General features: G+C 68.6%; 25 protein-coding genes. 9 read left to right on the forward strand and 16 right to left on the reverse strand.

What is annotated here, in order from left to right:
* Positions 1–279 precede the first annotated feature (279 nt).
* Complete coding sequence (locus PotMrB4_RS07755; protein ID WP_107331410.1) at positions 280–1,545, reverse strand: OprD family porin; 1,266 nt, start codon at positions 1,543–1,545, stop codon at positions 280–282.
* 333 nt (positions 1,546–1,878) lie between these two features.
* On the opposite strand from PotMrB4_RS07755, the gene PotMrB4_RS07760 reads away from it, so the two are divergent.
* Positions 1,879–3,252, forward strand: a complete 1,374-nt coding sequence (locus PotMrB4_RS07760; protein ID WP_142011335.1) for a CSLREA domain-containing protein — start codon at positions 1,879–1,881, stop codon at positions 3,250–3,252.
* Positions 3,253–3,608: 356 nt separating this feature from the next.
* Here the strand turns inward: PotMrB4_RS07760 and PotMrB4_RS07765 are convergent, their stop codons facing one another.
* From PotMrB4_RS07765 to PotMrB4_RS07780, 4 genes are all read right to left on the reverse strand, one after another.
* A complete protein-coding gene (locus tag PotMrB4_RS07765) occupies positions 3,609–3,950 on the reverse strand; it encodes an FKBP-type peptidyl-prolyl cis-trans isomerase (RefSeq protein ID WP_044407361.1) in 342 nt (113 codons plus the stop codon).
* Between the two features lie 88 nt (positions 3,951–4,038).
* Positions 4,039–5,889, reverse strand: a complete 1,851-nt coding sequence (locus PotMrB4_RS07770) for an ABCB family ABC transporter ATP-binding protein/permease (RefSeq protein WP_172432941.1) — start codon at positions 5,887–5,889, stop codon at positions 4,039–4,041.
* Positions 5,890–5,992: 103 nt separating this feature from the next.
* Positions 5,993–7,120 (reverse strand): PilT/PilU family type 4a pilus ATPase, encoded by a 1,128-nt coding sequence (locus tag PotMrB4_RS07775; protein ID WP_044407355.1) that lies wholly within the window; start codon positions 7,118–7,120, stop codon positions 5,993–5,995.
* Between the two features lie 140 nt (positions 7,121–7,260).
* Positions 7,261–7,542, reverse strand: coding sequence for a peptidylprolyl isomerase (locus PotMrB4_RS07780; RefSeq protein ID WP_044407352.1), 282 nt, complete (start codon positions 7,540–7,542; stop codon positions 7,261–7,263).
* Positions 7,543–7,826: 284 nt separating this feature from the next.
* Here PotMrB4_RS07780 and PotMrB4_RS07785 point away from each other — a divergent pair, with 284 nt between their 5' ends.
* Positions 7,827–8,426: an eCIS core domain-containing protein gene (locus PotMrB4_RS07785; protein WP_172432942.1), complete on the forward strand. Its 600-nt coding sequence runs from the start codon at positions 7,827–7,829 to the stop codon at positions 8,424–8,426.
* Here the strand turns inward: PotMrB4_RS07785 and PotMrB4_RS07790 are convergent, their stop codons facing one another.
* Positions 8,427–9,347 (reverse strand): ABC transporter six-transmembrane domain-containing protein, encoded by a 921-nt coding sequence (locus tag PotMrB4_RS07790; RefSeq protein WP_172432943.1) that lies wholly within the window; start codon positions 9,345–9,347, stop codon positions 8,427–8,429.
* A gap of 112 nt (positions 9,348–9,459) precedes the next feature.
* On the opposite strand from PotMrB4_RS07790, the gene PotMrB4_RS07795 reads away from it, so the two are divergent.
* Entirely contained in the window at positions 9,460–10,074 is a 615-nt protein-coding gene (locus PotMrB4_RS07795; RefSeq protein ID WP_172432944.1) for a TetR/AcrR family transcriptional regulator, read from the forward strand.
* 26 nt (positions 10,075–10,100) lie between these two features.
* Here the strand turns inward: PotMrB4_RS07795 and PotMrB4_RS07800 are convergent, their stop codons facing one another.
* The 4 genes from PotMrB4_RS07800 to PotMrB4_RS07815 all read right to left on the reverse strand — a co-directional run bounded on the left by PotMrB4_RS07800 (position 10,101) and on the right by PotMrB4_RS07815 (position 12,173).
* Positions 10,101–10,325 carry a hypothetical protein gene (locus PotMrB4_RS07800; RefSeq protein WP_044407341.1) on the reverse strand — a complete coding sequence of 75 codons (225 nt, stop codon included), beginning with the start codon at positions 10,323–10,325 and terminating at the stop codon, positions 10,101–10,103.
* Entirely contained in the window at positions 10,325–11,029 is a 705-nt protein-coding gene (locus PotMrB4_RS07805; protein ID WP_172432945.1) for a YebC/PmpR family DNA-binding transcriptional regulator, read from the reverse strand. Before PotMrB4_RS07805 ends, PotMrB4_RS07800 begins: the two co-directional genes overlap by 1 nt.
* 110 nt (positions 11,030–11,139) lie before the next feature.
* On the reverse strand, positions 11,140–11,721 hold the full coding sequence (locus PotMrB4_RS07810) for an NAD(P)H-dependent oxidoreductase (RefSeq protein ID WP_107330647.1): 582 nt from the start codon (positions 11,719–11,721) through the stop codon (positions 11,140–11,142).
* A gap of 53 nt (positions 11,722–11,774) precedes the next feature.
* Positions 11,775–12,173, reverse strand: coding sequence for a MerR family transcriptional regulator (locus PotMrB4_RS07815; protein ID WP_172432946.1), 399 nt, complete (start codon positions 12,171–12,173; stop codon positions 11,775–11,777).
* A 108-nt stretch (positions 12,174–12,281) separates the two neighbouring features.
* Between PotMrB4_RS07815 and PotMrB4_RS07820 the strand changes: the two genes are divergently transcribed.
* Complete coding sequence (locus tag PotMrB4_RS07820; protein ID WP_172432947.1) at positions 12,282–12,707, forward strand: group II truncated hemoglobin; 426 nt, start codon at positions 12,282–12,284, stop codon at positions 12,705–12,707.
* Positions 12,708–12,710: 3 nt separating this feature from the next.
* On the opposite strand, the gene PotMrB4_RS07825 is transcribed toward PotMrB4_RS07820, so the two are convergent.
* Positions 12,711–13,190 (reverse strand): hypothetical protein, encoded by a 480-nt coding sequence (locus tag PotMrB4_RS07825; RefSeq protein ID WP_142011316.1) that lies wholly within the window; start codon positions 13,188–13,190, stop codon positions 12,711–12,713.
* A gap of 201 nt (positions 13,191–13,391) precedes the next feature.
* On the opposite strand from PotMrB4_RS07825, the gene PotMrB4_RS07830 reads away from it, so the two are divergent.
* From PotMrB4_RS07830 to PotMrB4_RS07840, 3 genes are all read left to right on the forward strand, one after another.
* Positions 13,392–13,784: a hypothetical protein gene (locus PotMrB4_RS07830; protein WP_142011314.1), complete on the forward strand. Its 393-nt coding sequence runs from the start codon at positions 13,392–13,394 to the stop codon at positions 13,782–13,784.
* 114 nt (positions 13,785–13,898) lie between these two features.
* Positions 13,899–14,522 carry a hypothetical protein gene (locus PotMrB4_RS07835; protein ID WP_172432948.1) on the forward strand — a complete coding sequence of 208 codons (624 nt, stop codon included), beginning with the start codon at positions 13,899–13,901 and terminating at the stop codon, positions 14,520–14,522.
* A gap of 181 nt (positions 14,523–14,703) precedes the next feature.
* Positions 14,704–15,555 (forward strand): CAP domain-containing protein, encoded by an 852-nt coding sequence (locus tag PotMrB4_RS07840; protein WP_044407322.1) that lies wholly within the window; start codon positions 14,704–14,706, stop codon positions 15,553–15,555.
* Between the two features lie 13 nt (positions 15,556–15,568).
* Here the strand turns inward: PotMrB4_RS07840 and PotMrB4_RS07845 are convergent, their stop codons facing one another.
* Entirely contained in the window at positions 15,569–16,006 is a 438-nt protein-coding gene (locus PotMrB4_RS07845; protein ID WP_172432949.1) for a helix-turn-helix domain-containing protein, read from the reverse strand.
* Positions 16,007–16,077: 71 nt separating this feature from the next.
* Here PotMrB4_RS07845 and PotMrB4_RS07850 point away from each other — a divergent pair, with 71 nt between their 5' ends.
* Positions 16,078–16,584, forward strand: a complete 507-nt coding sequence (locus PotMrB4_RS07850; protein WP_172432950.1) for a DUF2938 domain-containing protein — start codon at positions 16,078–16,080, stop codon at positions 16,582–16,584.
* Positions 16,585–16,593: 9 nt separating this feature from the next.
* Here the strand turns inward: PotMrB4_RS07850 and PotMrB4_RS07855 are convergent, their stop codons facing one another.
* Positions 16,594–17,481 carry a LysR family transcriptional regulator gene (locus tag PotMrB4_RS07855; protein WP_142011307.1) on the reverse strand — a complete coding sequence of 296 codons (888 nt, stop codon included), beginning with the start codon at positions 17,479–17,481 and terminating at the stop codon, positions 16,594–16,596.
* 85 nt (positions 17,482–17,566) lie between these two features.
* Between PotMrB4_RS07855 and PotMrB4_RS07860 the strand changes: the two genes are divergently transcribed.
* On the forward strand, positions 17,567–18,346 hold the full coding sequence (locus tag PotMrB4_RS07860) for an NAD(P)H-dependent oxidoreductase (protein WP_172432951.1): 780 nt from the start codon (positions 17,567–17,569) through the stop codon (positions 18,344–18,346).
* A gap of 482 nt (positions 18,347–18,828) precedes the next feature.
* Here PotMrB4_RS07860 and PotMrB4_RS07865 read toward each other — a convergent pair whose 3' ends face one another.
* From PotMrB4_RS07865 to PotMrB4_RS07875, 3 genes are all read right to left on the reverse strand, one after another.
* Positions 18,829–19,668 (reverse strand): bifunctional allantoicase/(S)-ureidoglycine aminohydrolase, encoded by an 840-nt coding sequence (locus PotMrB4_RS07865; protein ID WP_074969031.1) that lies wholly within the window; start codon positions 19,666–19,668, stop codon positions 18,829–18,831.
* Positions 19,669–19,858: 190 nt separating this feature from the next.
* The gene (locus PotMrB4_RS07870) at positions 19,859–20,743 is read right to left on the reverse strand and encodes a LysR substrate-binding domain-containing protein (RefSeq protein WP_044407304.1); all 885 of its coding nucleotides are present in this window, start codon (positions 20,741–20,743) and stop codon (positions 19,859–19,861) included.
* 166 nt (positions 20,744–20,909) lie between these two features.
* Positions 20,910–21,476, reverse strand: coding sequence for a prolyl hydroxylase family protein (locus PotMrB4_RS07875; protein ID WP_074969029.1), 567 nt, complete (start codon positions 21,474–21,476; stop codon positions 20,910–20,912).
* Positions 21,477–21,495 lie beyond the last annotated feature (19 nt).

Consider the following 21,495-nt stretch of genomic DNA (forward strand, 5'->3'; position numbering starts at 1 on the left):
TTATGTGAACCGTTCGACGGTGTGTCGGCGGGGGATTTGTAGCTCGGCTGGTTATCGAGTTCTGCTGATGTCACCTGTTTCGCCTTGGCGGGCGCGTTTCTTTTTCAGTCTCCCCCCGCGTCAGGCAACAGCAAAGTGTGTGCTCGGAATTCGCTCAATTTTTCACTACCTGGGATAAGGCTGGGGGGAGAGTGGGTATCAGCGCCTGGGAAGACAGGACCACCGCCAATAAAAAGCCCCGGCGCTTTCACGACGGGGCCTTTCGGAACGGGACGGGAATCAGAACACCCGGATCGGGTACTCCACGAACACCCGCACCTCGTTGCCATCGTCCACATAGCTGTTGACGTTGTTGGACGCCCGCAGCATCGAACCGCGCAGCTTCAGCTTGAGGTCCTTGGCCGGGCCTTCCTGCACCAGGTACTGCAGCTGGTTGAAGATCTCGCGCTCCTGGCCACGGCCGGCCTGGCCGGCGTCGATGTTGTCGCCGCGCACGTAGGCCACGCGGTAGCTCAGGCCGGGGATGCCGTACTCGGCGAAGTCCAGGCCGTAGGCCACCTGCCAGGAGTTCTCGTCCTTGCCGTTGAAGTCCGACCAGTAGGAGTTGGCCAGCCAGATGGTGGTGCCGCCGTCGCCGATGTAGTCGGCACTCTGGTAGCCGCCGTAGAGGTAGCCGATGTCACCGCTGCTGCGCTGGTGGGCGAGGGTGAAGGAGTGCGCGCCCATGGCGTAGGTGGCCGCCAGGCTCCAGATGCGGTTGGTGCGGTTGTCGTCCTTGGCGAAGTCCTTGTCCAGGCGGGTGCGGTAGCCGTTGAAGTCCAGGGTCAGGGAGCGGTCCTTGGCGATCGGGTAGACGTAGTTCAGGTTCACGTACTGCTTCTTCAGCACGTCTTCCACGTCGGAGCCGTACAGCGAGGCGCTGAACTGGTCGTTGAAGCGGTAGCTGCCGCCCAGCACGTCGATGCGCTTGAGACCGCCGCTGTCACGGCCTTCGGCGCTCTTGCGGGCCTCGGCGGTGAAGTGGCCGGCGTTCAGCTCCAGGCCCTCGATCTCCTTGGAGGTGATCAGGGTGCCGGTGTAGCTCTCCGGCAGCAGGCGCGAATCGTCGTAGCTCAGCACCGGCAGGGCGGGCATCTGGTCACCGAACTTCACCACGGTGTTGGAGAAGCGCGCCTTGACCGCCGCACCGCCACGGGCGATGTCGTCCTGGGCGTGGCCGCTGTCGCCGGGCTTGAAGAAGTCGATGCCGGCCGCGCCGACACGGCCCTTGCCGCCGTCCAGGCGCAGGCCGTAGAGGCCGAAGGCGTCGACGCCCACGCCCACGGTGCCCTGGGTGAAGCCGGAGGTGAAGGTGCCGATGACGCCCTGGCCCCACTCCATCTTGTCCTTGTTGTGGTGCTTGTAGTCGCGGTTCATGTACGCGTTGCGCAGCAGCACGTCGAGGTGGCTGTCTTCCACGAAGCCCTTGGCGGTGGACTGGTCGTCGGCCAGGGCCGAGGTGGAGGCGGCGATGCAGAGGGCGATCAGGCTGAGCGTGTTCTTCATGTTCGGTGCGGCTCGGTTTTTCGAAAGGCGGCGATTCTGACCAAGTCGTCCAAGGGGTTCAACCCGCCTAAGGTCGCGTTTTGCCCCTGGCAGCGTGGGCGACTGCCCGTGCTGCCTGCCGGAGCCGACCGCTCTGCGACGGGGTGTCCAGGCTGCGGATGACCTTCCGTCCGGTTCGTTGAACCCGAGACATGTTGCGCCGGTCGATCACCCTGCCGCACTCGAGCGGAACGTGCGGAGGCCCGGTCGTATCCGCACCCATTGGAACCGGCAGGGCCTGGACGCTCACCTCGAACAGCGACCGCGCCCTGTCCACGACACTCAGGACGGGTCATGCACATGCCACGTATCCCCTCTCGCCTCGGCGCCCCCTGCGCCGCACTGTCCCTTGCCTTCCTCGGCCTGCCGGCCGGCGCAGCCGACTTCATCGTCAACCAGACCGACGACCGCTACGACGGGGTCTGCGATGCCCACTGCTCCCTGCGCGACGCGGTTTCCGCCGCCAATGCGCTGCCGGGGCCGGACCGCATCATCCTCCAGGCCGAAACCTACCGCCTCAGCCTGCCCGCCGGGCGCGACGAGGAGGGCGATGTGCTGGACGAGGACGACAACCTCAACGGCGACCTCGACATCCGCGATTCCCTCACCATCGTCGGCCAGGGCCCCAGCCGCACCATCATCAGCGGCAGCCCCGAGGCCAACGACCGGCTGATCGAAGTGTTCGCCGGGGCCCGCGTGGTGCTGGAGCGCCTGCGCCTCACCGGTGGGCACAGCTCCACCTACGGCGGCGCCCTGGAGAACCACGGCGAAGTGGTGCTGCGCCAGGTGGAGGTGAGCGGCAACCGCTCCACGGCGGCCTTCCAGCCCGGCAACGGCGGCGGCGTGGCCAACCACGGACGGCTGGAGGTGCACCGCTCGCTGTTCGCCAACAACTGGGCGGGGGCCGGCGAAGGGCACTACGGCCTCGGCGGCGGCCTGTACAACGACGGCGATCTGTTGCTGCGCGACAGCACCCTGCTCGGCAACCGCGCCAGCGACGACGATGACGCCGGCTTCGGCGGCGGGCTCTACAACAAGGGCCGCGCCGACGTGGCGCGCACCACCTTCACCGGCAACGAAGCCAGCTTCGGCTCGGCCATCGGCAACGACGGCGTGCTGACCCTGGCCAATGCCACCCTCAGCGGCAACCGCCAGCCCTACTACGGCCAGGCGACCTTCAACAACGGCCAGTACCAGGTGGGCGGCACGCCGCCCGAAGCGCTGCTGGTGAACGTGACCATCGCCAACAACAGCGGCGGCTACGGGCTGATCAACCTCGGCAAGGTGACCCTGCGCAACAGCATCATCGCCGGCAACCTCGACGAGGACCTGGCGACCCCGATGAACTGCGACAACCGGGGCGCCCAGGCGCAGTACAAGGCCATCGGCCTGCTGCTCGGCACCGGTCCGGGTAACTGCACGGGCGAGCTCTACGTGGAACAGGCCGATGTGATGACCAAGGTTCTCTACCCGCTGGCGGACAACAACGGCCGTACCCAGACCCATGCCCTGCGCCCGCGCAGCCCGGCGGTGGACGCCGGCATCGGCACCTGCACCGCCCGTGACCAGCGCGGTTCCAAGCGCCCGCGTGATGGGGATGGTGATGGCGTGGCGCGCTGTGACCTGGGGGCCTATGAGCGGCCGAAGCCGTGGGTGGCGAAGCCCTGAGCGGGTGTAGAGAAAGGGGGCCGGGGCCTGCGAGGGACCCGGTGCTTTTGGGGTGAGGAGGCTGCTGCTAGAGGACTAAGTTGATTACCGAGTTCCGCGGATGTCTTCTGTTTCGCCTTGCCGGGCGAGCCCCTTTTGGCAGTCGCCCTGTACGGACCGGAGACATAGCTGACAGGTGTGCGATGGGCCATCCATGGCCTGACTCGCTTCTCGCGGCATCCATTCCGCTCGTCCCCCTGCGCAACGACTGCGCTCGGCCTCCTGAAGGGGCAGTTTCCCTGCCTCACCTTTTCAGCCAGACGGTGGGGTCAGCGTGCGCTTCATACATGTCGTTGCAAAGGGCAAAGGCTCCCGGTTCAGTCGTCCCGGGTCAGCACTTCCAGCAGTTCGATCTCGAACACGAGGTTGGAGCCGGGGGTGATGTGGGCGCCGACCTGGCGGTCGCCGTAGGCCAGGTGGGCGGGGACGTGGAGCTTGCGCTTGCCGCCGACCTTCATGCCCATCAGGCCCTGGTCCCAGCCCTTGATCACGCGGCCGGTGCCGATCACGCACTGGAAGGGGCGGCCTTTCTGGTAGGAGGAGTCGAACAGGGTGCCGTCCTCCAGCCAGCCGTTGTACTGGGTGGTGATCAGCGCGCCCTTGACCACGGCCTTGCCGTCGCCTTCGAGCAGGTCTTCGATCTTCAGTTCATCGCTCATGGGAGTCGCTCCGGTGGGGAAGGCGCGCGTTTTCGCAGGAAGCGCGGCGCTTGGCAAGGGGCCGGTCGTGGGGCGACCGGCCCTCGGCTCAGGCTTCGGCGGGCTCGTCCGGCTCCTGCTGCTGCAGGGTCCACATCTGCGCGTAGGTGCCGCCGGCCTCCAGCAGTTCGCGGTGGGTGCCCTTTTCGATCACCCGGCCGGCGTCGAGCACCAGGATCTGGTCGGCGTCCATCACCGTCGACAGGCGGTGGGCGATGACCAGGGTGGTGCGGCCTTCCTGGATGCGGTCGAGGGCGGTCTGGATGGCCTTCTCGGACTTGGAGTCCAGCGCCGAGGTGGCCTCGTCGAAGATCAGGATCGCCGGGTTCTTCAGCAAGGCCCGGGCGATGGCGACGCGCTGTTTCTCGCCGCCGGAGAGCTTCAGGCCGCGCTCGCCCACCGGGGTCTCGTAGCCGTCGGGCAGGCGCTGGATGAAGTCGTGGATGTGGGCGGCGCGGGCGGCGGCCTCCACCTCTTCGCGGGTGGCATCGGGGCGGCCGTAGCGGATGTTGTAGTAGATGCTGTCGTTGAACAGCACCGTGTCCTGGGGAACGATGGCGATGGCCCCGCGCAGGGACGACTGGGTCAGCTCCCGCAGGTCGTGGCCGTCGATGCGGATGTGGCCGCTGTCGATGTCGTAGAAGCGGTACAGCAGGCGGGCGAGGGTGGACTTGCCCGAGCCGGAATGCCCCACCACCGCCACCGTGCCGCCGGGCGGGATCTCGAAGTCCACGCCGTGGAGGATCTCCCGGCGCGGGTCGTAGCCGAAGTGCACGTTCTCGAAGCGCACCCGGGGCCGGGTGGCCTGCAGCGGTACGGCGCCCTCGGCATCGCGCACGTCCTGGCGCTCGTCCAGCAGGCCGAACAGCCGCTCCATGTTGGTCAGCGACTGCTTCACCTCGCGGTACATCATGCCGAGCAGGAACAGCGGCGCGGAGAGCTGCAGCAGGTAGGTGTTCACCAGCACCAGGTCGCCGATGGTCAGCTCGCCGGCCACCACGCCGGCGGCGGCGCGCCACATCATCGCGGTCACGCCCAGGGCGACGATGGCGGTCTGGCCCAGGTTGAGCAGTGCCAGGGACTTGGTCGCCTTGACCTTGGCGTTCTCCAGGTGGCGCAGGTTCTCGTCGTAGCGAGCGGCTTCGTGGGCTTCGTTGTTGAAGTACTTCACCGTCTCGTAGTTGAGCAGCGAGTCCACCGCGCGCTCGTTGGCGCGGGTGTCCGCCTCCACCGAGGCGCGGTAGTAGGCGGTGCGCCACTCGGTCACCGCCACCGTCCACAGGCCGTAGGCCACCAGGGTGGCGAGGGTGATGAGGGCGAAGCCCCAGTCATAGGCCCAGACCAGCACGGCGGTGACCATGACGATCTCCACCAGGGTCGGGACGATGGTGTAGAGGGTCCAGTCCAGCAGGTCGGAGATGGCGCTGCCGCCGCGCTCCACATCCCGTGCCACGCCGCCGGTGCGGCGGCCCAGGTGGAACTTGAGGCTGAGGCCGTGCAGGTGCTGGAACACCTGCAGGGTGATCTGCCGCGAGGCCCGCGCCATGACCCGGGCGAACACCACCTGGCGCAGCTCGGTGAACAGGGTCACGCCGATGCGTGCGGCACCGTAGGCCAGCAGCAGGCCGGCCGGCAGCACCACCAGGCTGGGGGCGACGTTGAGCTGGTCGACGATCTGCTTGAGCGCCATGGGCACGTAGAGGTTGACCAGCTTGGCCGCGAGGATCAGCCCCAGGGCCACGGCGATGCGCCCGGTGTAGGGGCGCAGGTAGGGGAGGAGGGTGGCGATCACCGCTGCATCGCCACGGGCGTTCGCCTGACGCGCCACCGGGGAGGCGCCGTCATGGGGGCTGCCGGCGTCCGCCGGCGGGGTCTGGGTCTGTTCGTTCTGGGCTGCCATCGCCCACCTGCCTTGTGTCGTCGAGAAGGGGCGACCTTACTCCAGCGCTGGCGCGGGTGCGAATCGTGCCGGTCGATGGTGGTCATCGACCGCTGGTGGGCGATCAGGCGTCGCGCAGCACCTTGCGCTCGGCGTCCTGACCGTCGAAGCCGTGCTCCAGCTTCACCTTCAGCGCCAGGTCGGTACGCGAGTCGGCGAAGCGCAGCGCATCGGCCAGGCTGACGCGGTTGGCCTCGACCAGGCGGAACAGGCTCTGGTCGAAGCTGCACATGCCGGCCTCCAGGGCGTTCTCGATGGCGTCCTTGAGCTCGTGCAACTCGTCGCGCAGCACCAGGTCTCGCACGTGGGGCGTGCCCAGCATCAGTTCCACGGCGGCCACGCGCTTGTGGTCGATGCCTGGCACCAGGCGCTGGCCGACCATGGCCAGGAGGTTCTGCGAGAGGTCGGCGAGCACCTGCTTGCGGGCCTCGTCGGGGAAGAAGCGGGTGACGCGCTCGATGGCATGGCGGGCGCTGGTGCCATGCAGCGTGGCCACGCACAGGTGGCCGGTCTCGGCGTAGTGCAGGGCGTGCTGCATGGTGTCGGCGTCGCGCACCTCGCCGAGCATGATCACGTCCGGCGCCTCGCGCAGGACGTTGCGCAGGGCGGCGGAGAAGCTGTGGGTGTCCAGGCCCACCTCGCGTTGGTCGACGATGGAGCGACGGTGCGGGTGGAGGAACTCGATGGGGTCTTCGATGCAGATGATGTGGCCGCTGCGCTGGGCGTTGCGGTGGTCGAGCATGGCCGCCAGGGTGGTGGACTTGCCGGAGCCGGCGGCGCCCACCACCAGGATCAGGCCGCGGTCCTGCAGGGCCAGCTTCTCCAGCACCGGTGGCAGGCCGAGGCTCTCCAGGCTGGGGATGCTGGTCTTGATCAGGCGCACCACCATCGAGACCTCGCCCCGCTGCAGGTACATGTTGGCGCGGAAGCGGCCGCTGCCGGGCAGGCTGACGGCCAGGTTCATCTCCCATTCGCGCTCGAACTCGGTGACCTGGGCGGGGGACATCAGCTGATAGGCGAGCTGGCGCACTTCGCCGGGCTGCAGGGCGCGTTCGCCCACGGGCCGGGCGTGGCCTTCGATCTTGATGTGGGGCGGCGAGCCGACGCTGAAGAACATGTCGGAGCCCTGGTGCTGGTGCAGCAGGTCCAGGTAGGTGAATACGCCGGGGACCGTGTCGAGGGAGTCGCTCATCCCGCCTCCTTGCTGGGTGGATCGGGCAAGCCTAGCAGTGGCGGCGCGGGGCGTGCCATCCGGCACGGCGTCGCAGGGGGAAGAGGGGGAGGGGAGAAGGGAACGTGGAAAGGCCCGGCGCTGCCGGGCCTCGGGGCGGATCAGTCCTGGCGGCTGGTGACTTCCACCAGGTGGTAGCCGAACTGGGTCTTCACCGGGCCCTGGACCACGCCGACCGGCGCGCTGAAGACCACGGTGTCGAACTCGCGGACCATCTGGCCGGGGCCGAAGGAACCGAGGTTGCCGCCGTCACGGCTGGAAGGGCAGGTGGAGTTGTCCTTGGCGACCTGGGCGAAGTCGGCACCGCCTTCGATGGCGGCTTTCAGTTCGTTGCACTTGGCTTCGCTGGAAACCAGGATGTGGCGGGCGGTTGCGCGGGGCATGGGTGGACTCCTCTGGAAAAGCGCAGAGCCTACCGTAATGCGCCGGCCAGTCAAACGCCGTCGGGGCACCTCTAAAAACTACCTGCGTTGCCATCGCGGCGTTAAAAACAGGCTCGTGCGCGAGTCCGATCAAAATGCTCATTTACCCCGCGTAAACTGCGCTTCTTCGCCTGTTTTTGCCTTGCGCTGGCTGCCTCGCCTACGTTTTTAGAGGCGCCCGTGGGGGCTGGACAACAGCGCGCGGCTGCCCAAGTATCGCCGCGCGTTTCGTCCCGGAGTCGTCCATGCGCCTTGCCCTGTCCACCCGCTGCCTCGGGTTGCTGCTGTTGTCCGCCTCGCCCGCCTTTGCCGCGTCCTGCCCGGCGGGGCAGACGCAGGTCTGCCTGGGGGGCTGCATCTGCGTGCCCGACCCGGACGGGGTGATCGGCCCGGCCCAGCAGCGGGTCGGCGAAGTGGCGGCCACCTCCCTGGAGGGCTGGATCCTGCGTTCTCGCGCCTCGGCGCTGAGCCAGGGCACCGCGCCGATCCCGCCGGCGATCCGCCAGATGCTGCTGCCGTACTACCCCACCGACGTGCTCGACAACGTGCGCTACCGGGTGGGCGATGCCGACGACATGGCCGCCGCCCGCACCATGTTGCAGAACCCCGACATCAAGGCGGTGACGCTGGTGGACGTGATCGTCTTCCGCAACGAGGCCCTGGCCCAGGACGCCGCGCTCTGGGCCCACGAGCTGTTCCACGTCCAGCAGTACCGCCAGTGGGGCAGCCTGGAATTCGCCCGGCGCTACACCCGCGATTACGACGCGGTGGAGTCGCCGGCCTACCGCCAGCAGTTCGACGTGGCCCGCGAGCTGCGGCAGCAGGCCCAGCGCCCGGCCCACTGATCAGGCCGGGGTGTCGTCCCGGCCGATGTCGACGCGCTTGCCGATGTCCCGCAGGCGGGCCAGCTGGTCCACCACCGAGGGCGCTTCGTCCAGGCTGCCGACGAAGGTCCACAGGTAGGTCATCACCGCGTAGATGTGCCCGGCCTTGATCTGCTCGGCAGAGGCCAGGCAGGTGATGGCGACCACGAACAGCAGCGCAGCCATCACCCCCAGCAGCAGGTAGGCCACTGCCTCGCGGTCGGAGAGCCGCACCCGTAGGCTCGACAGGTGCCGGTAGTGGCGCAGCAGGCTGCCCCGGCCGACCCGACCCACCAGCGCCACCTCCTGCTCCAGGCGGTCGTTCAGGCGCTCGTGCAGGGCCTGGTTGCGGGTGGCGAAGCGCGGCAGGCAGGCCAGGCACAGCGAGAGGGCCAGCAGGCAGGCCGCGCCCACCCAGGGCTCGATGGCCAGCAGCATCGCCGCGGCGCCGACGATGGAGACCAGGGCGGTGGCGATTACCGGGATCTGCTTCTCGAAGAAGTCGACGAACTCCCGGGCCAGCACCACCCGTGCCGCCACCTTCGAGGTGCCATGCTGCTGCCGGCGCTGGTGCAGCACCACCGGCACCGCCAGTTCGGCATAGATGCGGGTGAAGGTGCGGGTGTCCACTGCACGGCGCGCCGCGCCCACCACCCAGAAGCCCAGCACCACCAGCGCATAGAGCACCGCCAGGCGTGCTTCGCCACGCACGATGGCGTCGATGGCGAACCCGGCGAACAGCGGGTAGGCCAGCATCAGCAGGTTCTCCAGGGCGACCAGGGAGAAGGTGCCCAGCAGCTTGCCGGGGTAGGCGCAGGCGATGGCCTTGAGGGTGGTGGCGGCGGATTGCTGGCCGAGGCGGGCGCCGGTGGAGGCCAGTTGCTCGGTATCGAGGGGGTGCATCGTCGGTAGACCGTAGTGAGTGAAGAAGGGCCGCGCTATGATTTGAGCGGCCGCTCAATTTTCCTTGAGCAGTCGCTCAAAATTCAAGAGCCACTCATCCCCCGGAGATCCCATGGCCCGTTCCCCCGTTGCCGAACGCAAGGATCAGATCATCACCGCCGCCCTGGAGCTGTTCCTGCGCAACGGCCTGGCCAGCGTCTCCACCCGTGACCTGGCGGAGCACACGGGGTTGTCCCGTAGCCACCTGTACCACTACTTCAGTGACTGGAAGACCCTGCGCCGGGCGGCGTTCGAGCGCTTCTCCGAGGAACAGTTGGCCGGCACCCAGGCGTTGCTCCAGGGGCTCGACCCCGAGCCTGCGCTCATCGCGCTGATGCGCGATTGCCTGCCGGCGCGCAAGGACGATGCGGCCTGGACGCTCTGGCTGGATGCCTGGGACGAATCCCTGCACGACCCGGAACTGGCCGAGGCCTACCGGCTGGCGCTCGGCCAATGGCAAGGGCTGCTGCTGGGGCTGATCGCCGAGGGATGCGCCAGTGGGGTGTTCAGCTGCGATGACCTGCCACGGGCCACCCGGCAGATCACCGCCCTGGCCAACAGCTACGCGGCGGACCTGCTGCTGGAGCCCTCGCCCATCACCCTGGAGGCGGCGCTGGAGGAAATCATCGAGGTGGCGGGCTTGCTGCTGGGGACGCCCAGGCTGGGCGCACGGCTGAAGCCTGCGTGAGGAGTGCCCGCGCTGTGACGCGCGGGTCAGTGGACCGTGGTGCCCGGCGCGTCCAGCAGGCGCTGGGCCGAGGTCAGCCTCTCCAGCTCGCGGCGCACCATGTTGGCGTATTCCGGCGGCTTGAACTGGTAGAGCTCGGTGGCCACCCAGGCCAGCCAGCGCGGGCCGAGGGCGACGCGCTGGGCCAGCAGGCGCAACGCGTCGGCGCGGGCGCGCTCGGCGTGTTCCTCGTGGAAGTCCCGGCGGCTCATCAGGCCACGGAGAGGCCCACGTAGACGTTCTGCACGTCATCGTGGCCGTCGAGGGCTTCGAGGAAGGCCTCCACTTCCTCCAGCTCGGCGCCGGAGAGGGTGACCGGGTTCTTGGCCTTGTAGCCGAGGTTGGCCGAATGCACGGTGAAGCCGAAGTCCGGCAGGGCCTTGCACACGGCGTCCAGGTCGGTGGGCTCGGTGTAGAACACGCTGGTGTTGTCGTCACCGGGCTCGAAATCCTGGGCGCCGGCTTCGATGGCGGCCAGTTCCACGTCGGCATCGGCGTTGGCCGGCTCGGCCTCGATGATGCCCAGGTGGTCGAAGTCCCAGGACACGGAGCCGGAGGTGCCCAGCTGGCCCTTGCGGAACAGCACGCGGATTTCCGCCACGGTGCGGTTCAGGTTGTCGGTCAGGCACTCGACAATCACCGGCACGCGGTGCGGGGCGAAGCCTTCGTACAGGGTGCGCTCGTAGTTGACCACCTCACCGGACAGCCCGGCGCCTTTCTTGATGGCGCGCTCCAGGGTGTCCTTGGGCATGGAGGCCTTCTTGGCCTGGTGAACGGCCAGGCGCAGCTTGGGGTTCATGTCCGGGTCGGCGCCGTTGCGCGCGGCGATCATGATTTCCTTCACCAGCTTGCCGAAGATCTTCCCTCGGGCGTTGGCGGCGGCTTCTTTGGGTTTGGCTTTCCACTGGGCGCCCATGGCGTATCTCCCGCAGGTTGATGGGGCGGACGTGACCGTCCGGCAGGGCGGCGATTCTACCGGGCCAGCAGGGGCGCCTGCCAGCGGGGCGCCGAGTGGTGCGCGGGGGTTCACAGCGCCCTCGCCAGGCGTCGGGCACGGTGCAGGCCGTTTTCCAGGCGTGGGGCACCGGCCTTGCGGATCGGGCCCAGGGTCAGCGTCTTCACCGGGCGTATGCCGCAGAAACGCAGGGTGGTGCACTCCATCTGCCGCAGGCCCGGCGCGCCCTGCACCCAGCGGAAGTACCAGGGTGGCGTGTCGAGGGTGACCAACTGGTGAGCCGAGCGCCCCTTCAGCAGTTGCTCCGGCCATGGGTTGCCGTCGCGATAGGCGAAGGCGAAGCCGGGCAGCAGCACGCGGTCCAGAAAGCCCTTGAGCAGCGCCGGTACGCCACCCCACCAGATGGGGTAGACGAAGCACAGGTGGTCGGCCCAGGTAAGCAGGTTGCAGGCCTCGACCAGGTCCGCCTCCAGGGGCTGTGGGTGGCGGTAGCCGCTGCGCAGCACCGGGTCGAACTGCAGGTGATGCAGCGCCAGGGTGCGCACGTCGTGGCCGGCCTGCCGGGCCGTTTCGCCGTAGGCCTCGGCCAGGGCCGCGCAGTAGCTGTCACCGTCCGGATGGCCGAGCACCACCAGTACCTTTCTCGTGTTCATGTACCGCCTCCTTGAGCAAGGCGGCAGTCTGCGGTCTGCCCCTAAGGGCAGAGTCAAGCCACAGAGGGGGCAGAGGTGTTGCAGAGCACGTCGTCGGCCCGTGCGGTGTCGGCCAGGCACCGGGCGATCTCTTCGTCGACCTCTCCCAGCCGGGCGTCCAGCCGGCGCAGGCGGACCAATTCGGCGCGTACTGCCTGGCGCTTGGCCTGCAGGTGCTGGCGCAGCAACGCCCAGTCGGGCGTGTCCACGCCCCGCAGCAGGGGCTCCAGTTCGGCGAGGCTGAAGCCCACCGATTGCGCCTGGCGGATCAACAGCAGGCGTTCGAGGTGCGACATGTCGTAGCAGCGATAGGTGCCCCGACGTGGTACCGGGCCCAGCAGGCCACGGCTCTCGTAGAGGCGGATGGCCTTGGCGCTGGCGCCGCTGCGGGCGATGAGCTGGCCGATCTGCATGGTGTCGCTCTCCTCGGGCTGGGCGGGCCATTCTGGTATGCGCCGGCCGGGCTTGTCACCGCTGGCGACCGGCCGTCGCTACAATCCGCGCTTTGCCCGGAGCCCTCCATGAGCCATGCGCCCTACGGCGTCGGCGATGCCTCTTACCAGGCTGCCGGCGGCATCGACGGTTTGCGCCGTCTGGTCGACGACTTCTACCAGCAGATGGACAGCCTGCCCGAGGCGGCGGCGCTGCGCCGGCTGCACCCCGAGGATCTGGCGCCCTCGCGGGACAAGCTGGCCTGCTTCCTAAGCGGCTGGCTGGGCGGCCCGCGCCTGTTCAGCGAGAAGTACGGCGCCATCGCCATCCCGGCGTTCCATGCCCGCTGGCCCATCGACGAGGCGCTCAGCGAGGCGTGGCTGCTGTGCATGGAGCGGGCGATCGCCCGGCAGGGCTACGCGGCGGATTTCGCCGAGTACCTGCTGGTGCAGTTGCGGGTGCCGGCCGAGCGGGTGGTGCAGGCCGCCCGGGCGCGGCACGGCTTGCCGGGCTGAGGCTCAGCGCCGGCGGCGCAGGTCGTCGAGGAAGCTGCAGGCCTGGTCGATGTCTTCGCCCCAGGCCAGCAGCCACGGCTGCTCGCCGCACCACTGCATGAAGCGCAGCAGCAGCCCGAGCTGCTGCGCATCCAGCGCGCCGAGGCGGGTGCGGGTGTCCTCGCGGTAGGCGGGGGAGGGGTTGAGGTTGAGGATGAGGAAGCCCAGCAGCAGGTTGATCTCATCGGGCGGCGACTCCAGCACCAGCCGCAGGTAGGAGGGCAGCGCCCAGCGCCAGCCGGCGGCGGAGAGGCTGCTCATGTCGTCGTGCAGCCAGAAGAGGGCCTCCATCGGCAGCTTGCGCCCGGGCCAGATGGCCAGCTCCGTGCGCAGCATGTCGCAGGCGTCGCAGCCGCTGGGGTGAAAGGACAGGTCCGGACCTACGGGCTTGTCCACCGGGGGCAGCAGGCGGTCCAGTTCGTCGAGCAGTTCCAGCCGGTCCATGTCAGCCCCTCCGCTGTCGCAGGGGGAAACGGACGTGGTCGGGGGTTCGCAGGGCAGGGCTCATGGGGTTCCTTCCATGGGGTGGTGGGGTGTCGGGTGCCACGTTCTGGGACGGTCGTCCGGGCGGTCGCCGATGATGCTCGCTGCGTGGTGCCGAGCGTTGCCTTGCGTCAACATGTGCGCTTTTCACGGAGGAAAACCATGCCTGTCCAGTACCCGCTGACCACCTATGAGCTCGTTGTCCTGGCCATTCCAGTCGTACTGGTTCTGATGCTTTTGGGATGGCTGGGCTTGACCGTCCGTCGAGCGCCGGGTCTGGCTTCGCTATGGGTGTCGGCCCTCGGTGTGGGGAGCGGTTACGTGCTTTTTGTCGGCAACCTGGTCGCCAAGGGATTGCAGCAAGCGTCGCTGGAATGGCCGCTCAGTCTTTCACTGGCGGTGTGCACGGTATTGCTGCTGTTGGGGGCGTGGCGCTATCGGATCGAGGGGCGGCGAACCGTTGGAATGGTGGTGATCGGTGCGGTCATGTTGCTGGCAAGCATGCTGCCGACCTGGTTCGTGTTCGGCTGCATGACCACCTCGGTCTGTCTGTAAGCCCAAACGCCGGCTGATTCCCCTGTCATCCCCGGCCGCTCCTATGCTGGGGCCGCTGACGGTGTGCCTGGGCGTGGGTAATCTGCGCGCCCCTTTGTTTGCCGGCGTTGCCCCATGAATCCGTTGCCCATCGTCCTGCTGGTTGCCCTCGGCCTGGTGCCTGCCGTGGCTGATGCCCGCGCCGTCGACACGGTTGTGGCGGCCCCCGCCCTGGCCTCGCTCGGGCTGCCGCCGCTGGAGCCGGTGCAGGGGGACCTGCGCGGTGCGCGGCTGCTGCACCAGGCGGACTGGTTGCGGGTGCAGTTCCTGGCGCCGGGCCAGCGTGGAGCGGCCGAGGCGGCGTTGAGTGCGCTCAAGACCAGCGGGGCGCCGGGCCCTGGCGCGCTGGGTGGTGTGCCGCTGGTGCCGTTGCCCGATGCACTGGAGCGCCTGGCCGCGCGGCTCGGCGTCACGCCCGGGCCGGCGCCGGTGGTGGTGGCCGAGGGGCAGGTGCTGGGGCGGCTCGCCCAGGGGTTCAGCCTGCCCGTGGGGCGCGGTACCTGGCTCTACGGCTACACCGGCCCGCGCGGGCTGTTGGCGCTGGGCGCCGTGCTGGAGGAGGGGGCGGACTCCCAGGCCTTGATGGGCGCGTTCCTCGCCCTCAACCGCGAGCACGGCCTGTTGCTGGTGGACTGGCCCCAGCGGCTTTTGCTGCTCGGCGCCGATGCCAAGGGCCAGGTGCAGGGCTGGCGGCCCTGAACGGGGCTATCCCGGTGCGAATGGCCTGGGATTTGCCCGGCCCCCGTGGTTGAATCCACCCCTATCCGTCCGGCCAGGCAACCAATCGCCCGTCTGCCGGTCATACGCCCTTCCGATAAGCCGCGACCCCAGCCCCGAGTGGGCTCGCGCACCCGGGCGCAACCCGTCCAAGGAGGCATTCATGCGCGTCACCTCTACCGTCCTGCGGCTTGCGGCCCTGTCGCTGGGCCTGTTGCTCGCCCAAGGCGCCCGTGCCGGCGATGAAGCGCAGCTGATCGAGGCCCTCAACGCCTACCGCGGCCAGGTGCAGAGCTGCGCCGGCCAGGCTTCCCTGGAGCTGCCGCCGCTCACCGCCGACCCGCGCCTGGTGATTTCCGCCACCACCATGGGCGACCTGCAGGAGGCGATGACCCAGTCGCGCTACCCCATGGTCAATGTCCAGGCCATCAGCCTTTCCGGCCCCCGCGATGCGCAGTCGGCGATGAAGGCCATCCGCGAGAGCTTCTGCCAGGTGGTGCTGGACCCGCAGTTCGTCGACATCGGCGTCAGCCGCGATGACCGCGAGTGGCGCATCGTCCTGGCCCGACCGCTGCTCACCGGGCGCCTGGGCGACTGGCAGGCCGAGGGCCAGAAGCTGCTGGAGCAGATCAACACCGCCCGCGCCCAGTCCCGCCAGTGCGGCACACAGTTCTTCGCCGCCGCTGCGCCGCTGAGCTGGAACGCCTCCCTGGCCACGGCGGCCGAGGGGCACTCCCGCGCCATGGCCAACAACAATTTCTTCGACCACAAGGACCGCGACGGCCGCACCCCGGGTGACCGCGCCGAGCTGTCCGGCTACATCGGCCGGCAGATCGGCGAGAACATCGCCGCCGGCCAGGACACCTCGCGCAAGGTGCTCGACGGCTGGCTCGCCAGCCCCGGCCACTGCGCCAACCTGATGAACCCGCAGTTCCGCGACCTGGGCGCCGCCTACTCGGTGGACCCGAAGAGCGACGCCGGCATCTACTGGACCGCGCTGTTCGGCAGCCAGTGACCCCGCGCCGGTCTCAGGGCCGGCGTTTCGTACCCGCCCGCCGCGCCGGTTCCCGCGTGGCGGCGCGGGCCGCCACTTTCATCAGGCGCTGGAAGGTGGGACAGGCCAGGTGATCCTCCGCCGGGCAGTCCACCGCGTGGCGCAGGCTGTCGCGGATCGCCGATAGCTGGCGGATGGTCGCGTCCAGCGCGTCGGCCTGTTCCGCCAGGCGCTGGCGGTCCAGGGTCGGTTGCCGTGTGCTGCCGAGCAGGGCGCCGATGTCGTCCAGCGAGAACCCCGCCGCCCGTCCCATGGCGATCAGCGCCAGGCGCTCCAGCACGTTGGCGTTGAACACCCGCTTCATGCCGGCGCGGCCGATGGAGCGGATCAGTCCCTTCTCCTCGTAATAGCGCAGCGTCGAGGCCGGCAGGCCGGAGTTTCTCGCCACCTGGGCGATGTCCATCTCTTTCATGCTTGACCTCAAGTCGACTTGAACTGGCAGCCTGATTCCACGGGCGTTCCGTGACAGTGGAGGAGCTAAGCATGAACGGTGAGACGGTGGTAGCGGTGGTGGGGATCGGCGTGGGCGCGACCCTGGTGATGGACCTGTGGGGCTGGCTGCTGCGCCGCCTGACCGGCAACGCCGGGCTGGACTACGCCCTGGTGGGGCGCTGGGTCGGGCACATGCCCCGAGGGCGCTTCCGCCACGCGGGCATCGGCCGTGCCGCGCCGGTGCGCGGTGAACGGGTGCTGGGCTGGACCTGCCACTACCTGATCGGCATCGGCTTCGCCGCGTTGCTGGTGGCGGTTGCCGGGCCGGCCTGGCTGTGCCGGCCAAGCCTGTGGCCGGCGCTGGCGTTCGGGCTGCTGAGCGTGGCGGCGCCGTTCCTGGTGATGCAGCCGGCCTTCGGGCTCGGCATCGCCGCTTCCCGCACCCCGGAGCCGCTCAAGGCGCGGCTGCGCAGCCTGCGCACGCACCTGGTGTTCGGCCTGGGCCTGTACCTGGCGGCCCTGGGCATGGCCTGGGGGTGGATCAGCTGCGCGGGCTGAGCGGCGGGCTCACAGGGCGCTGACGATCTGCTCCCGCAGCCACTGGTGGGCCGGGTCGCGGTGCACGCGTTCGTGCCAGAGCATGGCCATCTCGTAGCCGGGCACGTCCACGGGCGCGTCGACCACCTGCAGCGTGCTGCCCTTCAGCAGGCGCTCGGGAAGCATGGCCACCAGGTCGGTGCTCTCCAGCACGGCCCGGAGGAACAGGAAGTGCGGCACCGAGAGCACCACCTTCCGTTCCAGGCCCAGGCTTGCCAGGGCCTCGTCGGTGGGGCCGCTGAAGCCGCCGCCATCGGGCGAGACGATCGCCTGGTCCAGCGCGCAGAACTGCTCCCGCGTCGGCCGCCGCTTGAGGCCGGGATGCCCGGCGCGGCCAGCGAGCACGTAGCGTTCGGCGAACAGGGTGCGGCGATGCAGGCTGGTGGGCGAGCCCTCCACGGTGTGGAAGGCCAGCTCGATTTCCCCATGCTCCGCCTGCCGGGCGATGCGCGAGGGCACCATCTCCACCACCGCCACGCGCATGCCCGGGGCAGCCCGCAAGCGGGGCAGGGCGGGCAGCAGGATGGCCGACTCGCCGTAGTCGGTGGCGGCCACCCGCCAGGTGCCCTGGGCCTGGGCGGGGTCGAACGGGCTGGCCGGGGCCACGGCGCGCTCCAGGGCCTCCAGCGCCTGGCGCAAGGGTTCGCGCAGGGCCTCGGCGCGAGCGGTGGGGCGCATGCCGCGAGGGCCGGGCAGCAGCAGCGGGTCGTTGAAGATCTCCCTCAGCTTGGCCAGGTGCACGCTCACCGAGGGCTGGGAGAAGTTCAGGCGTTCGGCGGTGCGGGTGACGTTGTGTTCGGTCAACAGCGTGTCGAGGGTTACCAGCAGGTTGAGGTCCAACCGTCTGAGATTATTCATGCGTATACCTGGGATATCAGCTATTCATTTCCAATATATCTGCCGGGCTCCCATCCTGCGTACCTCCCGTCCCGTGAGGTGCCCCATGAATATCCTGATCGTCCATGCCCACCCTGAACCCCGCTCCCTCAACGGCGCGCTGAAGGACTTCAGCGTCCGGCACCTGCAGGCCGCCGGCCATGCGGTGCAGGTGTCCGACCTGTACGCCATGGGCTGGAAGCCGACCCTCGACGCCGCCGACAACCTGGACCACGAGCCCGGTGCTCGCTTCGATGCCTCGCAGGACTCCCGGCATGCCTTCGCCAACGGCCGGCAGAGGCCGGACATCGCCGCTGAGCAGGACAAGCTGCGCTGGGCGGATGCGCTCATCCTGCAGTTCCCGCTCTGGTGGTTCACCCTGCCGGCGATCCTCAAGGGATGGGTCGACCGCGTGTATGCCTACGGATTCGCCTACGGCGTGGGCGAGCATTCGGATGCGCGCTGGGGGGACCGCTACGGCGAAGGCTCCATGGCCGGCAAGCGGGCCATGCTGGTGGTCACCACCGGTGGCTGGGATTCCCACTACAGCCCGCGCGGCATCAACGGCCCGATGGAGGACCTGCTGTTCCCGATCCACCACGGCATCCTCCATTACCCCGGCTTCGACGTGCTGCCGCCCTTCGTCGTGCACCGCACCAGCCGCATCGACGCGGCACGCTTCGCCCGCATCCAGCAGGAACTGGGGCAGCGCCTGGACGACCTGTGGCGCACCGAGCCCATCGCCTACCGGAAGCAGAACGCGGGGGACTACGAGATCCCCGCCCTGACCCTCAAGCCCGACGTCGCACCAGGGGAGGAGGGGTTCGCAGCGCATGTGAAGCGGTAGGCGAGGGGCAACGTAGCCCAGGCTTCAGCCCGGGACCGGGATCGACCCCGCATCCCTGGGCTGAAGCCCAGGCTACGAAGCCTTTGCGGCACCGCAGAAACGACGATGGGAGATCAGGCCATCCGAGCCTTGCAGGAGCGAACTCTGCTCGCGAACCGCTGCCGCTCAGAGGTTCAGCAGCAACCGTAGCCCGGGCTTCAGCCCGGGGCCGGAGTTCACCGAAGCATCCCTGGGCTGAAGCCCAGGCTACGAAGCCTTTGCGGCCCCGCAGAAACGACGATGGGAGATCAGGCGATCCGAGCCTTGTAGGAGCGAGCTCTGCTCGCGAACCGCTGCCGCTCCGAGTTTCGGCAGCAACCGTAGCCCGGGCTTCAGCCCGGGGCCGGAGTCCACCGAGGTATCCCTGGGCTGAAGCCCAGGCTACGGGCCTTTTGCGGTCCCGCAGAAACGACGACGGGAGCGCTGGGCTCCCGTCGTTTGGATCAATGGGCCTGGTTGAGGGTCAGGCGCATGTGGCGGTTCACATCCTTGTACAGCAGGTAGCGGAAGCGACCCGGGCCACCGGAGTAGCAGGCCTGTGGGCAGAAGGCACGCAGCCACATGAAGTCGCCGGCCTCCACCTCGACCCAGTCCTGGTTCAGGCGGTACACCGCCTTGCCTTCCAGCACGTAGAGGCCGTGTTCCATCACGTGGGTCTCGGCGAAGGGGATCACGCCGCCCGGCTCGAAGTTGACGATGTTCACGTGCATGTCGTGGCGCATGTCGCTGATGTCCACGAAGCGGGTGGTGCTCCAGCGGCCTTCGGTGTCCGGCATCACCTTCGGCTCGATGTCCTGCTCGTTGGTGACGAAGGCTTCCGGCAGCGGCACGCCGTCAACGCGCTGGTAGTGCTTGCGGATCCAGTGGAAGCGGGTGTGCTGGCCGGAGGTGTTGCGCACCTTGTAGTCGGCACCCGGCGGAATGAACGCATAGCCGCCCGGCTGCATGTTGTGTACCTGGCCCTGCAGGGTCAGGGTCAGCTCGCCTTCGACAATGAACAGCACCGCCTCGGCGTTCGGGTCCAGTTCGGGCTTGTCGCTGCCGCCGTTGGGCGCCAGCTCGACGATGTATTGGGAGAAGGTCTCGGCGAAACCGGACAGCGGGCGGGCGATGACCCACATGCGCATGTCGTCCCAGAAGGGCAGGTGGCTGGTGACGATGTCACGCATCACCCCTTTGGGGATCACGGCGTAGGCTTCGGTGAACATCGCACGGTCGGTCAGCAGCTCGGTCTGGGCCGGGTGACCGCCGTGGGGGGCGAAATAGAAAGGCTTCTTGGACACGAAAAGTCTCCTGTGGGTATTCGGCGCCCCGCCAGTGGCCAGGAGGCCGACGCTGGCGTCGCGTGGGCGCAGCCGCAACCGGACGGGTCGCAGGTGCGCGGGGCGGAATCCACGATATCCAGCTGTCTTAGCATCCACAAATTAAATATCGGGATGGGTCACATTCGGTTATCGAATGCGATGCGCGACCTTAGCGCTGGCGCTCCTCGTCCAGCAGGCGGCACAGGGACTCGGCCAGCGCCTTGATCACCGGCCCGGCGCTGGGGCGGTGCAGCAGTGCCACTTCGAACAGGTCCAGCGGCTGCAGCCCCATCTTCTTCGGCAGCACCGCGTGGTCGGCCGTCACCGCCCGTGCTGGCAGCAGGCCGACGCCCATGCCATCGGCGATGGCAGCCTGGATGCCGCTCAGGCTGGAGCTGGTGAAGCTGATGCGCCAGCGCCGGCCGGCGGCTTCCAGGGCGCTGATCATCTCGTCGCGGTACAGCCCGCGCGGGGGGAAGGTGACGATGGGCAGCGGGTCCAGGTTGGCAGCCGGGGTGCGCGCGCTGTCCACCCAGCGGGTCTTCTCCGGCCAGCGGGCGATGGCGTCGCGGCTGTTGCGGCGCTGCTTGATCAGCACCAGGTCCAGCTCGCCACGGTCATAGCTGGCGGCCAGGTCGCGGCTCAGCCCGCTGGTGACCTCCAGCTTGGCCTGGGGGAAGTGGTGGTTGAACACCGCCAGGTGGCGGGTGGTGCTGCCGGCGGCGAAGTCATCCGGCACGCCGATGCGCACCGTCAGCGACACCCGCGCACCCGCCAGCGCCTCGTGCAGCTCATCGTTCAGCGCCAGCATGCGCCGGGCATAGGCCAGCAGCGTCTCCCCGGCATCGGTGGGCAGCACATCGCGGTTACCGCGCTCCAGCAACCGGTGCCCGGCCAGCTCCTCCAGCCGCCGGACCTTCTGGCTCACCGTCGACTGCGTGGAGCTGAGGCGCCCGGCGGCACTGGTGAAACTGCCGCAATCGGCCACCGCCACCAGCGCCCGCAGCAGGTCCAGCTCGAACAGGCGGTTATTCGATCTGTCACTGTGGTCCATGGGGGTATTCGTCTTTCAAATGGGGATGAAGGCTTGTAGCAGCTTGAGGGGGGAGGGGCAAACATCGTCACTGAGGCGGCGATGGCCCATCACCTCTGCCGTGGAAAGAGCACGGCGATGCACCGATGCTCAAGCTTCTGTGGGGCCACTCGCTAAGCAGGTGCTGTCAGGCCCCGGCTTCTATCCGCCGGTACATCACATCGGTGCGCAGCACGTACTTCACCCCGGCCGTTATCGGCGAGCCCTGGTGCATCACGCGGTGGGGGAAGACCAGTGCCATGCCGGTCTCGGGGCGGATGTCGGCTTCGTCGCGCAGTTGGGTGGCGCCGCCCTGGTAGTTGTCGTTGAGGTAGATGAGCAGGGTCAGCTGGCTGATCTCGCTGGGGCTGCGCTGGAAGGCGCCGTCCCGGTGCCATTTGAAGTACTGCTCCGGGGTGTAGCGGTAGAAGCGGAAGCGCTCGTTCAGGCCCACCAACTGCCACTCGTTGTCCAGGCAGTCGGGCAGCCAGGGGCGGGCCCGTTCCAGCAGGCGCTGGGCCAGGGCCGGGTCGTCGAAGAGGATGCGGTCGTTGTTGCGGATGGCCTTGTTCATCGCCTGGCCGCCGTCGCGGGTCTGGATGGCGGCTTCTTCGTAGCCCAGGGCTTCGCTGGCGTGGATGTGGCCCTGGCATTCGTCGGGGCTGAGGAAGCCGTGGATGAGAAAGCGCATGCCGCCCAGGTCGGTCTTTTCCATGATCCGGTCCGTGGTTTCG

This window comes from Metapseudomonas otitidis, assembly GCF_011397855.1.
Taxonomy (GTDB): domain Bacteria; phylum Pseudomonadota; class Gammaproteobacteria; order Pseudomonadales; family Pseudomonadaceae; genus Metapseudomonas; species Metapseudomonas otitidis.